Consider the following 15,576-nt stretch of genomic DNA (forward strand, 5'->3'; position numbering starts at 1 on the left):
GCTGCACCCGCCCACCCGACCCCCACCGATCCATCCATGCCACGCACCCCCCGCTCCATCGACGTTCCCGGCGCCTCGCACAACGCGCCCATTCCCGCCGCCGCCCGCGTGGGCAACCTGCTGTGCACCTCGGCGGTGTCGGGCAAAGACCCGGTCACGGGCCAGCTGCCCGCCGACGCGGCCACCCAGGTCGGCAACACCTTCGCCAACCTGCGCGCGGTGCTGCAAGCGGGCGGGGCCTCGCTGGACGACGTGGTGAAGTTCAGCGTGGCGATCAAAGACAACGCGGTGCGCGAGCACCTCAACGCCGCGTGGCTGGCCTGCTTTCCAGACCCGCACGACCGCCCGGCGCGCCACATCGTGGTGCAAGACCTTCAGCACGGCATGTGGCTGCAGATCGAGGTCATGGCATTCGTTCAGTAAACCCCTCACAACTTCCACAGGAGACGCCGTTTCATGATCATCGATTCCCACGCCCACATTCACATGCCGCCGGAGAGCTTTCGCTTCATGGCCGAACTCGTCGGCGGTCGTGCGAACCCGTACACCTTGCCCAAGATTCCCGAAGCGTCGATCCGCAAGGTGGCTGAGGATCAGATCCGCATCATGGATTCGGTCGGCACCGACATCCAGTTCATCTCGCCGCGTCCCTACCTGCAGATGCACTCGGTCAAGCCCGGCAAGGTCACCGAACTCTGGTCACAACATTGCAACGGCCTGATCGCCGAGTTCGTCAAGCTGTTCCCGGACCGTTTCCGCGGCGTGGCCGGCCTGCCGCAGTTCATGGACGAGGCGCTGGAGCTGCGCGCCATCCCCGAGCTGCGCCGCTGCGTCAACGAGCTCGGCTTTGTCGGCTGCCTGATCAACCCCGACGCCACCGAAGGCCTGGGCGACCCACCCGGCATGGGCGACCCGTACTGGCACCCGCTGTACCAGGCCATGGTCGAACTCGACGTGCCCGGCCTGATCCACTCCGCCAGCAGCTGCAGCGAACGCGAGTCGTACACACTGAAGTTCCTGAACGAGGAAACCATCTCCATCGTGTCGCTGCTGGGCGCCAAGACGTTCGACACCTTCCCCGATCTCAAGATCGTGGTGGCCCACGGCGGCGGCGCCATTCCTTACCAGATGGGCCGTTTCCGCTCGTGGAACGTGCGCAAGGGTGAAAAAGAGACCTTCGACGAACAGCTCAAAAAGCTCTATTTCGACACCTGCAACTACAGCACCGAAGCCATGGAGCTGCTGCTCAAGGTGGCCGGCACCGACAACGTGATGTTCGGCACCGAGAAGCCGGGCACCGGCAGCGCGCGCGACCCCCTGACCGGGCGCGACTACGACGACATGAAACCCGTCATCGAAGCCATCGGCTGGCTGACCGAAGAACAGAAGAAAAACATCTTTGAGTGCAACTGCCGGCGCGTGTACCCGCGCGCCTTCCGCAAAGACGAAGACTGCTGAGGAGAACCACCATGCCGTTGAGCAAAGAAGAGAACGATCTGCTGACCCGCGTCGAAAACGGCGCGCCCATGGGTGAAATGATCCGCCAGCACTACTGGATGCCCGCCGTGCCGTCCTTCAAGCTGGAGGCCGACGGCGCGCCGGTGCGGGTGCGTCTGCTGGGCAAGAACTACGTGGCGTTTCGCGCCACCAACGGCGACGTGGGTGTGCTCGATGAGCAGTGCCCACACCGCAAGGCCTCGCTGGCGCTGGGCCGCAACGAAGACAACGGCATCCGCTGCATCTACCACGGCTGGAAATTCAACGTCAAAGGCGAGGTGGTGGAAGCCCCCAACCATGCCGGCAACCAGGAACAGTTCTGCAAGCACGTGCGGGTGAACCGCTACACCGCGGTGGACCGTGGCGGCCTGATCTGGGTCTGGCTGGGCACGGGCGACACGCCGCCGCCCTTCCCCGACCTGCCGTTCATGGACCTGCCCGTGGACCAGCGCTCGGTGACCAGCGTGGAAGTGCCCACCAACTGGGTGCAAGGCGTGGAAGCGTCCATGGACTCGTCGCACGTGGGCGTGCTGCACGAGTCCACCACCCAGCTCACCGCCGGTGGCGGCAACCAGCGCATGCTGATGACCAAGTCGCTCGCGCCCAAGCTGGAATTTGAAGAGCGCCCCTACGGCTACCGCTACGCCGCGCTGCGTGCCCTGCCGGACGGCAACACCTACGCGCGGGTCAACAACTTCGTCATGCCGTGGTACGGCATCATCTGCCCGCCCGACGACCAGGGCCCGACCACGGTGTTTTTCTCAACCCCGGTGGACGACGTGACGCACCGCGCCTGGTTTGTGCACTACAACCCGCACCGCCCGCTGGGCATGACCATCATGTCGGCCACGCCCGACGTGTGGAACTTCCCGCCCCTGCCGCCCGGCGACCCGAAAGACAACTGGGGCCAGAACCGCGACATCATGAAGCGCGGCCACAAAACCGGTTTTCCGCAGCACCTGGGCACCGAAGACTTCGCCATGTTCCTGAGCCAGGGCCCGATTGCCGACCGCACCGACGAGCAGCTCTGCTCGGCCGACGGCGCTGTGATCCGCGTGCGCCAGGCGCTGCTGAAAGCCGCGCGCGAATTCATGGCGGGCCAGGCGCCCACCATGGCCCACCACCCCGAGCTGGACTACCGAAAGATCCGCTCGGTGGGCGGTGTGCTGCCTTCAGGGGAAGACTGGCGCAAGCTGGCCGAAGCCTGACCCCGGCCTCAACCGCCACCCCCACGGGTCCGACAAGGTGCACCAGACACCTCGGACCCACCCCGGACGCCTGGCGTCCGCGCATGTCCTTATCCAGGAGACAAACATGAAACCCAACCGCCGTCAGATCCTTCTGTCCTGTGGCGCCCTGCTGGCGCTGCCCCACGCCGCCTGGGCCCAGAGCAAACCCGCCATCCGCATCCTGGTGGGCTTTCCACCGGGTGGCGCCACCGACGCCATCACCCGGGTGGTGGCCGACCGCCTGCCCAACCTGCTGGGTCAGCCGGTGATCATCGACAACAAACCCGGGGTGGGCGGGCGCATGGCGGCCGACGCGGTGCTGTCGGCACCGGCCGACGGCCTGACCTTCATGGTGGCCCCCAACGCCACCCCCACCTTCCAGATGCTGGTGTTCGGTCACCAGATCCGCTGGAACATTCTGAAAGATTTCACGCCCGTGGCCGCCGTGGCCTCGTACCCGCTGGGCATGGGCGTGGCCCTGAACACCGGCGCCACCAACGCCCGCGAATTCATCGAGTGGGTCAACAAAAACCCCGGCAAAGGCAGCTTCGGCACGCCCGGCCTGGGGGGGCAAAACGCGTTCCTGGGCGTGCAGCTGGCCAAGACCGCCGGCATCGACCTGCCCGTGACGCCCTACAAAGGCTCGCCGCCCATGGTGAACGACCTGCTGGGCGGCCATGTGCCCTCGGCCATCAGCCTCATGGACGGCATGATGGCGCACCACCGCGCCGGCAAGATCCGCGTGATCGGCATCTTCACCAAGGCCCGCTCGCCGCTGATGCCCGACATCCCGACCTTTGCCGAGCAGGGCATTGACGTGACCTCGGGCGAAGGCTGGACCGGCATGTGGGCCCGCGCGGGCACACCGGCCGCCGACATCGAGCGCATGCAAAAGGCGGTGCAACAGGTGCTGCAGATGCCCGAAGTCAAGGAGCAGATGAGCCAGCGCCTGTGGGTGCAACCGCACTTCCGCAACGGCGCCGAAATGGACGCCCTGCAGCGCGCCGAGCTGGCCCACTGGGAACCGATCATCAAGGCGTCCGGCTTCAAAGCCGAGTGATGCCGTGCTGAGCGAAGACAAAAACCGGCAACTGACCCAGGTGGGGCCGGGCACCCCCATGGGCGAGGTGCTGCGCCGCCACTGGCACCCGATTGCCGGCATCGACGAACTGGAGCGCAACGCCATCAAACCGGTGCGCCTGATGGGCGAAGACCTGGTGCTGTTCAAAGACCTCTCGGGCCAGTACGGCCTGGTGGACCGGCAGTGCGCCCACCGGCGCGCCGATCTGTCGTACGGCTTCGTGGAAGCCCACGGCATCCGCTGCCATTACCACGGCTGGCAGTTCGACCCGCAAGGCCAGTGCGTCTCCCAGCCCTACGAAGAGCAGGTGGACCCGGCGGCGCGGCTCAAGTGCAAGCTGCGCCTGAAGGCCTACCCGGTGCAACCCAAGGCCGGCCTGCTGTGGGCTTACCTGGGCCCGCTGCCCGCGCCCGAGCTGCCCGACTGGGAGCCCTTTCACTGGCCCAACGGCTTCGTGCAGGCGGTGTTTGCCGAGGTGCCCTGCAACTGGCTGCAGACCCAGGAAAACTCCATCGACCCGGTGCACTTTGAATGGATGCACGCCAACTGGAGCCGCCACCTGCGCGGCACCCTGCGCGACGCCGCCGGCCAGGAGGGCGGCTACGCGCCCACGCACCTGAAGCTGGCGTTTGAGGAATTCGAGCACGGCTTTCTGTACAAGCGCATCACCGCCGACACCGACGAGCGCCACCCGCTCTGGACCATTGGGCGCGTCTGCCTGTGGCCCAACGGCTTCTTTCTGGGCGACCACTTTGAATGGCGCGTGCCGGTGGACGATCAGAACACGCTGAGCGTCACCTGGTCGTTCATCCGCGTGCCGCGCGAGGCCGAGCCCTACCAGCAAGCCAGCATCCCCACCTGGGTCAGCCCGATCCGCGACGCCGATGGCCGCTGGATCAGCAGCCACGTGATCAACCAGGACATCGTGGCCTGGGTCGGCCAGGGCCGCATCGCCGACCGCACCCGCGAAAACCTGGGCGCCAGCGACCGGGGCATTGCGATGCTGCGCCGCCAGCTGTTCGAGGACATCGACGCGGTGCAGGCCGGGCGCGACCCCAAGGGCGTGCTGCGCGACCCTGCGTGCAACCAGCGCGTGGTGCTGCCCAGCGACTCGCGCGACTTCTTCCTGCACGGTCTGCCCCTGGCGGACTACCAGCGCCACCCCAAGTGGGCCCGGCTGCTGAACCATTTCATCTTCCACGCCGGCCAGCCGGCCTGGGTGCAGCAGGCCCACGCCGAGGCCACCGGCGTGGCCATCCAGCCCATGCAGGTGCTCGACCTCTGAACCCACCCCACAGACCGCCTCTGCGCCAGAAAGACCGCTTTGTGACCCTCTCCTCCACCCTCCAGGTTCGCTTGCGTTCCATCACCTACGAGGCCGAGCACATCCTCGGTTTCGAGCTGGTGGCGCTGACCCCGGGCAACAGCCTACCGGCGTTCACCGCCGGTGCCCACATCGACCTGCACCTGTCCACCCCCGGCGGTGCGCTGGTGCGCAGCTACTCGCTGCTGAACGACCCGCGGGAAACGCACCGCTACCGCATCGGCGTGAACCGCGACCCGAAATCGCGCGGCGGTTCGCGCCATGTGCACGAAGCGCTGCGCGTGGGCGATGTGCTCACCATCAGCGCGCCGCGCAACAACTTCCCGCTCGATGAAACCGCGCCCTTCAACGTGTTCGTTGCGGGCGGCATCGGCATCACGCCCATGCTGGGCATGATCGCCCGCTCGCAGGCGCTGGGCACGCCCTGGCGGCTGCACTACGCCGCCCGCACGCGCCAGCACGCCGGCTTTCTGGACCTGCTGGCCACCCACCAAGACCAGCCCGGCGCCGAGGTGGTGCTGAACTTTGACCAGGAGCCCGGCGGTCAGATGCTGAACCTGAACCGCGTGGTGGACGCCTTGCCCGCCGGCGCCCATGTGTACTGCTGCGGCCCGCTGCCCATGCTGGAGGCCTACGAGCAGGCCACCGCCGGTCTGCCGCCCGAGCGCGTGCACCGCGAATACTTCGCCGCCAAAGAGGCCGCCGCCACCGCTGGCGGCTTCACGGTGGAGCTGGCCCGCAGCCACAAAACGCTGACCGTGCCCGAGGGCAAAACCATTCTGGACTGCCTGATCGAGATCCAGGTGGAGCCGCCGTTTTCGTGCCGCGAAGGCGTGTGCGGCACCTGCGAGGTGCGCGTGCTCGAAGGCACGCCCGACCACCGCGACCTGGTGCTGACCGACGCCGAACGCGCCGCCGGCGACCGCATGATGGTCTGCTGCTCCGGCGCCAAAAGCGCCCGTCTGGTGCTCGATCTCTGAACACCGGCCCGGCACCCAGCCCCCCATTTCAAACCGAAAGCATCCTTATGAGCGAACCCCTGATCACCTATCAACTCGACGGCAACATCGCCCGGATCGGCCTGAACCGCCCGGACAAACGCAACGCCATCAACGACCCGCTGATCGACGAGCTGCGCGCGGCGGTGCTGCGCGCCCACGAAGAGGCCGACGTGGCCGTGCTGTTCGGCCACGGCAGCAACTTCTGCGCCGGGCTCGACCTGGCCGAGGCGCTGGCCCGCGCCACCGGCCAGATCAAGGCCGCGCGCAAACGCAAGCGCCACAACTGGCACGAGGTGTTCGACCTGATCGCCCGCGGCCCGATTCCCTTTGTGGCTGCGCTGCACGGCGCGGTGGTGGGCGGCGGCCTGGAGCTGGCCATGGCGGCCCACGTGCGCGTGTGCGACGACACCGCGCTCTTCGGACTGCCCGAAGGCCAGCGCGGCATTTTTGTGGGCGGTGGCGGCACGGTGCGCATCCAGCGCGTGGTGGGCACCACGGTGATGATGGACATGATGCTCACCGGGCGCCTGCTCACGCCCGCCGAAGGCCTGCAGGAACACGTGGTGCGCTACGTCACCCCGGCGGGCGAAGCCCTGGCCAAGGCCAACGACCTGGCGGCGCGCATCGCCAAGAACAGCATCGACACCAACTGGATGATCATCAACGTGCTGCCGCGCATCCACGACATGTCGCACGACGACGGTCTGTTCGTGGAACAGCTCAACTCGGCCCGCGCCCGCCCGCCCGAGGCCGAAGCCCGCCTGCGCGAGTTCGTGGACGGCAAAGCCAAGAAACTGCAAGACAACCAGGCCTGAGACACCGCCATGAGCACCTTTGATTTGTTCCACGTCAGCGACGAAGAACGCGCCCGCGCTGCGGCGCACGCCCGCATGGCCGCCACCCAGGCCGCCCACATTCCCGACATTCCCGCCGACACACCGCTGCGCCCGGTGCAGCGGGTCGCCGTCATCGGCGCCGGCACCATGGGCGGTGGCATCGCCATGTCGCTGGCCAACATCGGCATTCCCGTCACCCTGATCGACAGCAGCGCACAAGGGCTGGAGCGCGGCCTGGCCCGCGTGAAAGACAACTACGCCACCACCGTCAAGCGCGGCAAGCTCAGCCCGGCCGACATGGAGCAGCGCCTGGCGCTGATCACCGGCACGCTGCAGATGGCCGACGTGAAAGACGCCGACATGGTGATCGAAGCCGTGTTTGAAGACATGGGCCTGAAGCAGGACATCTTCCGCCAGCTCGACACCCTGGCCAAACCCGGCGCCATCCTGGCCACCAACACCTCGGGCCTGGACGTGGACGCCATCGCTGCCGTCACCGCGCGCCCGCAAGACGTGGTGGGCGCGCACTTCTTCAGCCCGGCCCACGTCATGAAGCTGCTGGAGGTGGTGCGGGGCGCCCAGACCGCGCCCGACGTGATCGCCACGCTGATGGACCTGGGCCGGCGCATGGGCAAGATCGCCGTGCTGGCGCGCATCTACCCCGGCTTCATCGGCAACGCGCTGTTTCGCAACTACACCCGCGAAGCGCACTTTCTGGTGGAAGACGGCGCCCTGCCCCACGAGGTGGACGCGGCGCTGAAAAAGTTCGGCTACGCCATGGGCATCTTCGCGGTGCACGACATGGCCGGCAACGACGTGGGCTACCAGACCCGCAAGGCCCAGATGGCCACACGCCCGACCGACCGGCGCTGGAACGACCTGATCCTCAAACTCTGCGACCTGGGCCGCCTGGGCCAGAAAAGCGGCAAGGGCTGGTACCGCTACGAAGCCGGCGACCGCACCCCGCAGCGCGACCCCGAGCTGGAGCAGTTCATCGTCGAAGAGTCGGCGCGCATGGGCATTCAGCGCCAGCCGATGGACGAGAACGACATCCTCAAGCGCTGCCTCTACGGCATGGTCAACGAAGGCGCCAAGCTGCTGGAGCAAGGCATTGCGCTGCGCCCCAGCGACATCGACATCACCTACCTCACGGGCTACGGTTTTCCGGCCCACCACGGCGGCCCGATGTACCTGGCCGACCGCATCGGCCTGGACCAGGTGCTGGCCGACATCCAGCGCTTCCATGCGCAAGACGGCTACTGGTGGCAACCGGCGCCACTGCTGGAGCGCCTGGTGCGCGAAGGCAAGCGCTTCGCCGACCTGCAACCCGCCGCCTGAAACGCCACCGGAGGCACCCCATGGATCTCGGCCTTCAAGGCAAACAAGCCATCGTCTGCGCCTCGTCGCAAGGTCTCGGGCTGGCCTGCGCGCAGGCGCTGGCGCAAGAGGGCTGCGACATCGTGCTCAACGGGCGCCACGCCGAAAAGCTGCGCCAGGCCGCACAGCGGCTGCAACAGGCCACGGGCGTGCGGGTGACGCCGGTGCAGGCCGACATCAACACCGACGCCGGCCGCGCCACGCTGATCGCCGCCTGTCCCGCGCCCGACATCCTGGTCAACAACAACGCCGGCCCGCCCCCCGGGCAGCTCGCCGAATGGGACCACGCGGCCTGGATGGGGGCGCTGGAGAGCAACCTGATCGCCGCCGCGTTGCTCATGCGCGAGGTGATTCCGGGCATGCGCGCGCGCCGGTTTGGCCGCATCGTCAACATCACCTCGGCCATGGTGAAGTCACCGCACCCGGTGATGGGCCTGTCCACCGCCGCGCGCGCCGGCCTGACGGCGCTGTCCAAGGCTTTGGCACGCGAGGCCATCATCGACAACGTGACCATCAACAACCTGCTGCCCGAGCGCTTTGACACGCCGCGCCAGGAGTTCATGGCGCAGCGGCTGATGCGCGAGCACCACATCGACCGCGACGAAGCCCGCCGACAGATCGCCGACACCCTGCCCGCCAAACGCCTGGGCGACCCGGCCGAATTCGGCAGCGCCTGCGCCTACCTGTGCAGCCGCCAGGCCGGCTTCATGACCGGGCAGAACCTGCAGTTGGATGGGGGTGCGTACAGCGGGCTGGTTTAAACCTAAATTCGGCAGTTGAAATCGAAAAGTCACGCAAGTCGTTGTCTGTCCAACTTCGCGTTTTTCTAAAGTTGACGATTCCGGTTGATCGTGCCTGTCAGTCAACCATTTGGCGAACTCGCTATCCACGCTGCGGTTCCTGACGCAGCCACGGGTGGCGGTCGCGCTTTTCACGGCCCCGATCCACCCTGGCATGCGGCGTCAACGCCGGTTGTGCCCTGGGTTCGGCTTGCGCATCAGCCGATAGACCACCGGCACCACCAGCATGGACAGCAACGGTGCACTGAGCATGCCGCCCACCATGGGCGCGGCGATGCGCTGCATCACCTCGCTGCCCGCGCCCGCGCCCCAGAACAGCGGCAACAGGCCGGCCACGATCACCGCCACCGTCATCGCCTTCGGGCGCACGCGCAGGACCGCGCCTTCGCGGATCGCGTCGAGCAGGTCGGTGTCGGTGTCCAGCCCCTGGTCCAGCCGCGCGGCCCAGGCCTGCTTCAGGTACAGCAGCATGATCACGCCGAACTCGGCCGCCACGCCGGCCAGCGCGATGAAGCCGACCACGCTGGCCACCGACAGGTTGTGCCCCAGCGCCCAGAGCAGCCAAATGCCGCCGATGAGGGCAAAGGGCAGCGTGGCCATGATGAGCAGGGCCTCGTCGAGGCGGCGAAAGGTCAGGTACAGCAGCAGGAAAATCACCAGCAGCGTGAACGGCACCACCAGCTGGAGCTGCGCGCTGGCGCGCTCCAGAAACTCGAACTGGCCCGACCACGACACCGAATAGCCGGCCGGCAGCACCACCTTTTCGGTGACGGCCTTTTGCATGTCCAGCACGGCGCCGCGCAGGTCGCGGTCGCGGATGTCCACATAGACGAAGCCGGCCAGGCGCGCGTTTTCGCTGCGCAGCATGGGCGGACCGTCGGCGATGCTCAGGCGCGCCACGTCGGCGAGCACCAGGCGCTGGCCGCGCGGTGTGACGATGGGCAGCTCGCGCAGGGCGGGGAGCGAGTCGCGCGCGTCGCGCGGGTAACGCAGATTGATTGGATAACGCTGCAGCCCTTCCACGGTCTCGCCGATGTTCATGCCGCCCACCGCACCCGAGATCACGTCCTGCACGTCGGCGATGTTCAGGCCGTAACGCGCCGCTTCGTCGCGGCGGATGTCGACGTCGATGTAGCGCCCGCCGCTCAGGCGCTCGGCCAGCGCGCTGGTGACACCGGGCACGCCCTTGACCACCGTTTCAATCTGCTGCGTGAGGCGGTTGATGGTGGCCAGGTCGGCGCCAGCCACCTTCACCCCCACCGGGCTTTTGATGCCAGTGGCGAGCATGTCGATGCGGTTGCGGATCGGTGGCACCCAGATGTTGGCCAGGCCGGGCACGCGCACCGTGCGGTCCAGCTCGTCCACCAGTTTGTCTGGCGTCATGCCCGCGCGCCATTGCTCGCGCGGCTTGAACTGGATGGTGGTTTCGAACATCTCCAGCGGTGCCGGGTCGGTGGCGCTGTCGGCGCGGCCGGCCTTGCCGTACACGCTGTGCACCTCGGGCACGGTCTTGATCAGGCGGTCGGTCAGCTGCAGCAGTTCGGCGGCCTTGGCGGCCGACAGGCCGGGCAGCGCGGTCGGCATGTAGAGCAGGTCGCCCTCGTCCATCGGCGGCATGAACTCGGCGCCGATGTGCTGCAGCGGCCAGACGCTCACACCCAGCAGCACGGCGGCCACCAGCAGAGTGCGCTTCGGCCCCTTGAGAACGGCGTTCAGCACCGGCCGGTACAGCGCGATCAGGCCGCGGTTGAGCGGGTTGGCGGTCTCCTCGGGAATGCGGCCGCGCACCAGGTAGCCCATCAGCACCGGGATCAGGGTGACCGCCAGACCGGCGGCCGCCGCCATGGCGTAGGTCTTGGTGTAGGCCAGTGGCGCGAACAGCCGCCCCTCCTGCGCCTGCAGGGTGAACACCGGGATGAAGCTCAGGGTGATGATCAGCAGCGAGAAGAACAAGGCGGGGCCGACCTCCGCCGCCGCGTGGCCGATCACTTGCCAGCGTGGCTCGCCATCGAGCGTCTCGCCCGGGTGTTCGTGCGCCCAGCGTTCCAGGTGTTTGTGGGCGTTTTCGATCATCACCACCGCGGCGTCCACCATGGCGCCGATGGCAATCGCAATGCCGCCAAGCGACATGATGTTGGCGTTCACGCCCTGCTGCTGCATCACGATGAAGGCCGCCAGAATGCCCAGCGGCAGCGAGACGATGGCCACCAGGGCGCTGCGCAGGTGAAACAGGAACAGCGCGCACACCAGGGCGACCACACCAAACTCCTCCAGCAGCTTTAGCCCCAAGTTGCTGGCTGCGCGTTTGATCAGGCCGGAGCGGTCGTACACGGGCACGATCTCCACCCCCTCGGGCAGGCCACGCTGCAGCTCCGCCAGCCGTGCCTTGACCGCTTCAATGGTCTGCAAGGCGTTCTTGCCCGAGCGCATGATCACCACCCCGCCGACCGCTTCGCCTTCGCCGTTGAGTTCACCGATGCCGCGCCGCATCTCGGGCCCGACCTGCACGCGCGCCACGTCGCCCAGCCGCACCGACACACCCGCATCGGTGGTCTTCAGCGGCAGCGCGCGGAAGTCGTCCAGGGTTTTCAGGTAACCGTTGGCACGCACCGCGTATTCGGCTTCACCGAGTTCCAGCACCGAGCCACCGGCCTCCTGGTTGCCGCGCGCCACGGCCTCGCTCACCATCAGCTGCGTGATGCCGTAGGCCGCCAGTTTGTCTGGGTCGAGCACGATCTGGTGCTGACGGACCATGCCGCCGATGCTGGCGACCTCGGCCACGTCGGGCACCGTCTTGAGCTCGAAGCGAAGGAACCAGTCTTGCAGCGAGCGCAGCTGGGCCAGGTCCTGCCGCCCGCTGCGGTCGATCAGCGCGTACTGGTAGATCCAGCCCACGCCCGTGGCGTCGGGGCCGAGCGATGATTTGGCCGTGGCCGGCAGCCGGGACTGCACCTGGTTCAGGTATTCGAGCACCCGCGAGCGCGCCCAGTACAGGTCCACGCCGTCGTCGAACAGCACGTAGACAAAGCTGTCGCCAAACATGGAGAACCCGCGCACGGCCTTGGCGCCGGGCACCGAGAGCATGGTGGTGGTCAGTGGGTAGGTGACCTGGTTTTCCACCAGCTGCGGCGCCTGCCCGGGCCAGCTGGTGCGGATGATGACCTGGGTGTCCGACAGGTCGGGCAGCGCATCCAGCGGTGTGCGAAGCATCGACACCACGCCCCAGGCGGTGATCATCACCGTGGCCATCAGGACCAGGAAGCGGTTGGCGATGCTCCAGTGGATCAGGCGCGCGATCATCGTTGCGCTCCCGTGACTGCGGTGCGGGGTTCGATGCGCGTGATCTGCGGTACGTCACCGTCGCGCATCTCAAATTCGATGTGCACCGCGCTGCCCGCAGACAGGTTCTTGGGCCGCTGGTCGGCCGGCGGCAACCGGAAATCCATGCTCATGGCCGGCCATCGGAGCGCCGGTATGGCCGGGTGTTGCAAGGTCACGGTGTCGCCGTCCACCGCTTCGACCAGGGCCTCCGTCTGGTGGGTCGTAGGCTGGCTGGCCGCTGGTTTTTCTGAAGCAGCCTCTGGCGCCGGGCTCAGCCGTGCCAGAAAGCCGTTGAGGCTGGCCTCGGAGTCGATCAGGAACTGGCCCGAACGCACGACCTTTTGCCCGGCTTGCAGGCCTTGCAGAATCTCGGTCTGGTCGCCCGCTTCGCGACCGGTGCGCACCTCGACCGGGGTGAAGCGGCCCTCGCCCTCGGCCAGCATCACCACGCTGCGCTGGCCGGTGTGGATCACCGCGTCGCTGGGCAGCAGCAACACGTTCCTGGCGCTGGGGTTGGCGAAGCGCATCTGCACAAACATGCCCGGCACCAGCCGGCCCTGGGGATTGGCGAGTTCGAGCCGTGCCTTGATCGTGCGGGTGGCCGGATCGACCGAGGGCAGCAGCGCCTGCAGGCGACCCGTGAAGGTCTGGCCCGGCGCGGCCGGGCTGGTGGCGCTGACCTCGGCACCGGGTTGGAGTTGGGCGGCCTGGCTCTCGGGCACCTGGCCTTCGGCCCACACGGTGCCCGTGCCCTGCAGCCGCAGCAAGGCCATGCCCGGCATCACGGTCGCGCCTTCGCTCACCATCAGTTCCGTCACCACACCACCCAATGGTGCGGTCAGCGTGAATCGAGGCTGCAGACTGCCGCTGTTCACCACACGACCAATCTGCACCGGGCTCATGCCCGCCTGGCGCATGCGCTGCGCGGCGGCGTCGCGCAGGGGCACCAACTGCAGGTCCTGTTCGGCCATGCGGGCCACCGCCAGGTATTCTTCCTGCGCCGCCACCCAGCTGGGCACGTAGATGTCGGCCAGAGGCGCACCTGCGGACACGCGGTCCTGCGTGGCGCGCACATGCAGGCGTTCGACGAAGCCCAGCGATCGCGCGCTGACCAGCACCTGGTCGCGTTCGTTCCAGGCCACGTTGCCGGCCACCGACACCGCGCTGTCCAGCCGGCCTTCGGTCACTTCCACCGTGCGCAGTCCGAGGTTTTGCTGCGTGCGGGCGCTCACGGTGACGCCGCTGGCATCGGCCGCTTGGCCACCGGCGTAGCGGGGCACCAGCAGCATGTCCATGAACGGCGATTTGCCGGGCGCGTCGAAGTTCTTGCCCGGCACCATCGGGTCGTGGTAGTTGAGGATCTTCAGGCCCGTCACCGGGTCCAGATCCCCGGCCTTGAGGCCCTCGCGCATGTGGCGCTCGGTGGCTTCGAAACCTTGCGTGATGGTCCAGGTGCTGGGGTCCTGTGGCGAAGCGCTGGCCGCACCGGTTCCGGTGGGTGCCACCTGGGGCGTTCCCATGGTCATGCCGGCGTTCATGCCAGCTGTCCAGGCGCCATAGCCCACAGCAGCCAATGTGCCCAGGGCGGCCGTTGCCAACCAGAGAGAAGTGGATGTTTTCATGGGGTCGGTCCGCTAAAAGCCGGTGTCGGGGCGGTAGCGGCGGCCACCTGGGGCGCGCTGCCGGGGATGAGGTATTCGAGTTGGGACCACAGGCGCGCGGTGGACAGCTGCAGGTCGATGCGCTCCATCGCCAGGGCCAGCGCCGCGCGCCGCTCGGCGAGCACATCGGCCAGCCGGGCGCTGCCGCCCCGGTAGGCGGCCAGCGTCAGCTGCACGCGCTGGCGGGCCAGCGGCAGGCGTTCCCTGTCGAGCAGCGCAAGCTGGGCCAGGCCGGCGTGCCAGGCGACCTGCCAGCGTTCGGTTTCAGCGAGCGTTTCGCGGGCGCGCTCTTCGCGCTCGGCGCGCAGTTCATCGACACGCGCCAGGCGCGCGGCCAGTTCCCGGTCCTGGCGTTGCGCGCGGTCCCACGCCAGCGGGACCGACACGGCCAGCGACACCATGTTGGCGTAGCGCGGGCGGCGCTGGCTGAGCATCAGCTCGACGCTCCAGTCGGGCTGGCGCTCCTGCCGCGCCAGCTCGGCGTCGGCCTCGGCGGCGCTCTCGCTGGCCCGCAGCACCGCCAGGTCCGGGTGCTGTTGCTGCCGCACCGCCATGTCGGCGTTCGTCAGCGCCTGCAGGGTCCCTGCGGGCGCGGCAGCGAGCGGCTGGTCAGCGGGGGTTCCGGTCCAGCGGGACAGCGTCTGGCGGGTGTTCTGCAGCTCGGCCTCGGCGCCCAGCAAAGCCTGCTGAACCTGAGCGACCGCGTCGCGCGCGCTCAGCGTGTCTGCGGGCGGCGTGCCCGTGCCATCGGGCTGGCCACTGCGCACCGAGGCTTCAGCGGCCTGGACCTGCAGTCGGCTCTCGGTCAGTTGCGCGCGCAACAGCGCCACGCGCTGTTCCTGCGCCTGCCGCTCCAACCAGGCCAGGGCGGTGTCGCGCTGCACGCTGGCCGCACGCTGGGCGCGTGTGGCCAGTGCCACGTGGGCTTCGGCTTCAAAGCGCTGGGTGCGGCTTTGGCGCTTGGCCTGGCTGGGCAGTGTCTGCATCAGCGACACCGATTTGCTGGTCATGAAATCGCGCGTGGTGCTGAAGCGGTCTTCGCCCTCAATGGGCACATTTTCCAGCGACAGGCGAAGCACCGGGTCGGGCCGCTGACCCGCTGCCACCGCGGCCTCATGTGCCGAGCGGACTGCGGCATCCTGGGCGCTCAGGGCCTGCGAACGCGCCAGCGCTGCTTGAACGGCCACCGAGAGAGCCAGCGGCTCGTGGTCTGTTGCCCGGACGGGCGATGTGCCGCCCAGCCACAGGGCGATCAGCAGGGCTGTGGTGTTGACGATGTGGTTGGGCGCAAGGGCGCCAACCACCGACCTGGTGGGCCGGCTCTTGGCCGTTTGAAGGGCTTGCATATCTCTGCTCCATGAAGATGAACATGGGCTGCGCGCGCCGCAGGCGGGCAGCCACGTCACGGAAGGCGCGCCAGCCTCAGCAGCGGCGCGCAGACCGGATCAA

Annotated in this window: 12 protein-coding genes; 9 read left to right on the forward strand and 3 right to left on the reverse strand. The window is 68.0% G+C overall.

From position 1 onward, the window contains the following. Nucleotides 1-36 precede the first annotated feature (36 nt). From Q7J58_RS13215 to Q7J58_RS13255, 9 genes are all read left to right on the forward strand, one after another. Complete coding sequence (locus Q7J58_RS13215) at nt 37-423, forward strand: Rid family hydrolase (protein WP_304828711.1); 387 nt, start codon at nt 37-39, stop codon at nt 421-423. Nucleotides 424-456: 33 nt separating this feature from the next. Further along, nucleotides 457-1,458: an amidohydrolase family protein gene (locus Q7J58_RS13220; protein WP_304828714.1), complete on the forward strand. Its 1,002-nt coding sequence runs from the start codon at nt 457-459 to the stop codon at nt 1,456-1,458. 11 nt (nt 1,459-1,469) lie between these two features. Beyond that, nucleotides 1,470-2,705: a Rieske 2Fe-2S domain-containing protein gene (locus tag Q7J58_RS13225; RefSeq protein WP_304828717.1), complete on the forward strand. Its 1,236-nt coding sequence runs from the start codon at nt 1,470-1,472 to the stop codon at nt 2,703-2,705. A 106-nt stretch (nt 2,706-2,811) separates the two neighbouring features. Then, the gene (locus tag Q7J58_RS13230; RefSeq protein ID WP_304828720.1) at nt 2,812-3,786 is read left to right on the forward strand and encodes a tripartite tricarboxylate transporter substrate-binding protein; all 975 of its coding nucleotides are present in this window, start codon (nt 2,812-2,814) and stop codon (nt 3,784-3,786) included. A 4-nt stretch (nt 3,787-3,790) separates the two neighbouring features. Next, the gene (locus Q7J58_RS13235; RefSeq protein ID WP_304828723.1) at nt 3,791-5,092 is read left to right on the forward strand and encodes an aromatic ring-hydroxylating dioxygenase subunit alpha; all 1,302 of its coding nucleotides are present in this window, start codon (nt 3,791-3,793) and stop codon (nt 5,090-5,092) included. 41 nt (nt 5,093-5,133) lie between these two features. Beyond that, the gene (locus Q7J58_RS13240) at nt 5,134-6,111 is read left to right on the forward strand and encodes a PDR/VanB family oxidoreductase (RefSeq protein ID WP_304828726.1); all 978 of its coding nucleotides are present in this window, start codon (nt 5,134-5,136) and stop codon (nt 6,109-6,111) included. A gap of 47 nt (nt 6,112-6,158) precedes the next feature. Next, a complete protein-coding gene (locus tag Q7J58_RS13245; protein ID WP_304828729.1) occupies nt 6,159-6,947 on the forward strand; it encodes a crotonase/enoyl-CoA hydratase family protein in 789 nt (262 codons plus the stop codon). A gap of 9 nt (nt 6,948-6,956) precedes the next feature. Beyond that, nucleotides 6,957-8,306: a 3-hydroxyacyl-CoA dehydrogenase gene (locus tag Q7J58_RS13250; protein ID WP_304828732.1), complete on the forward strand. Its 1,350-nt coding sequence runs from the start codon at nt 6,957-6,959 to the stop codon at nt 8,304-8,306. A gap of 20 nt (nt 8,307-8,326) precedes the next feature. Further along, nucleotides 8,327-9,106, forward strand: coding sequence for an SDR family oxidoreductase (locus tag Q7J58_RS13255; protein ID WP_304828735.1), 780 nt, complete (start codon nt 8,327-8,329; stop codon nt 9,104-9,106). A gap of 201 nt (nt 9,107-9,307) precedes the next feature. On the opposite strand, the gene Q7J58_RS13260 is transcribed toward Q7J58_RS13255, so the two are convergent. Genes Q7J58_RS13260 through Q7J58_RS13270 form a run of 3 tightly spaced genes read right to left on the reverse strand, consistent with a single transcriptional unit; the run spans nt 9,308 to nt 15,473 of the window. Beyond that, entirely contained in the window at nt 9,308-12,445 is a 3,138-nt protein-coding gene (locus tag Q7J58_RS13260) for an efflux RND transporter permease subunit (RefSeq protein WP_304828738.1), read from the reverse strand. After that, nucleotides 12,442-14,088, reverse strand: a complete 1,647-nt coding sequence (locus tag Q7J58_RS13265) for an efflux RND transporter periplasmic adaptor subunit (protein WP_304828741.1) — start codon at nt 14,086-14,088, stop codon at nt 12,442-12,444. The genes Q7J58_RS13260 and Q7J58_RS13265 overlap by 4 nt, the downstream gene beginning before the upstream one ends. Then, the gene (locus Q7J58_RS13270) at nt 14,085-15,473 is read right to left on the reverse strand and encodes a TolC family protein (RefSeq protein ID WP_304828744.1); all 1,389 of its coding nucleotides are present in this window, start codon (nt 15,471-15,473) and stop codon (nt 14,085-14,087) included. The genes Q7J58_RS13265 and Q7J58_RS13270 overlap by 4 nt, the downstream gene beginning before the upstream one ends. Nucleotides 15,474-15,576: the final 103 nt, after the last annotated feature.

Origin of the sequence: Hydrogenophaga sp., assembly GCF_030656115.1 — a bacterium.
Taxonomy (GTDB): domain Bacteria; phylum Pseudomonadota; class Gammaproteobacteria; order Burkholderiales; family Burkholderiaceae_C; genus Hydrogenophaga.

Excerpts from the sequence above, each read along its gene's own strand:
- Q7J58_RS13220 (WP_304828714.1), top strand. The coding sequence starts at position 457 with ATGATCATCGATTCCCACGCCCACATTCACATGCCGCCGGAGAGCTTT.
- Q7J58_RS13245 (WP_304828729.1), top strand. The coding sequence starts at position 6,159 with ATGAGCGAACCCCTGATCACCTATCAACTCGACGGCAACATCGCCCGG.
- Q7J58_RS13225 (WP_304828717.1), top strand. The coding sequence starts at position 1,470 with ATGCCGTTGAGCAAAGAAGAGAACGATCTGCTGACCCGCGTCGAAAAC.
- Q7J58_RS13260 (WP_304828738.1), bottom strand. The coding sequence starts at position 12,445 with ATGATCGCGCGCCTGATCCACTGGAGCATCGCCAACCGCTTCCTGGTC.
- Q7J58_RS13265 (WP_304828741.1), bottom strand. The coding sequence starts at position 14,088 with ATGAAAACATCCACTTCTCTCTGGTTGGCAACGGCCGCCCTGGGCACA.
- Q7J58_RS13255 (WP_304828735.1), top strand. The coding sequence starts at position 8,327 with ATGGATCTCGGCCTTCAAGGCAAACAAGCCATCGTCTGCGCCTCGTCG.
- Q7J58_RS13215 (WP_304828711.1), top strand. The coding sequence starts at position 37 with ATGCCACGCACCCCCCGCTCCATCGACGTTCCCGGCGCCTCGCACAAC.
- Q7J58_RS13270 (WP_304828744.1), bottom strand. The coding sequence starts at position 15,473 with ATGCAAGCCCTTCAAACGGCCAAGAGCCGGCCCACCAGGTCGGTGGTT.
- Q7J58_RS13230 (WP_304828720.1), top strand. The coding sequence starts at position 2,812 with ATGAAACCCAACCGCCGTCAGATCCTTCTGTCCTGTGGCGCCCTGCTG.
- Q7J58_RS13250 (WP_304828732.1), top strand. The coding sequence starts at position 6,957 with ATGAGCACCTTTGATTTGTTCCACGTCAGCGACGAAGAACGCGCCCGC.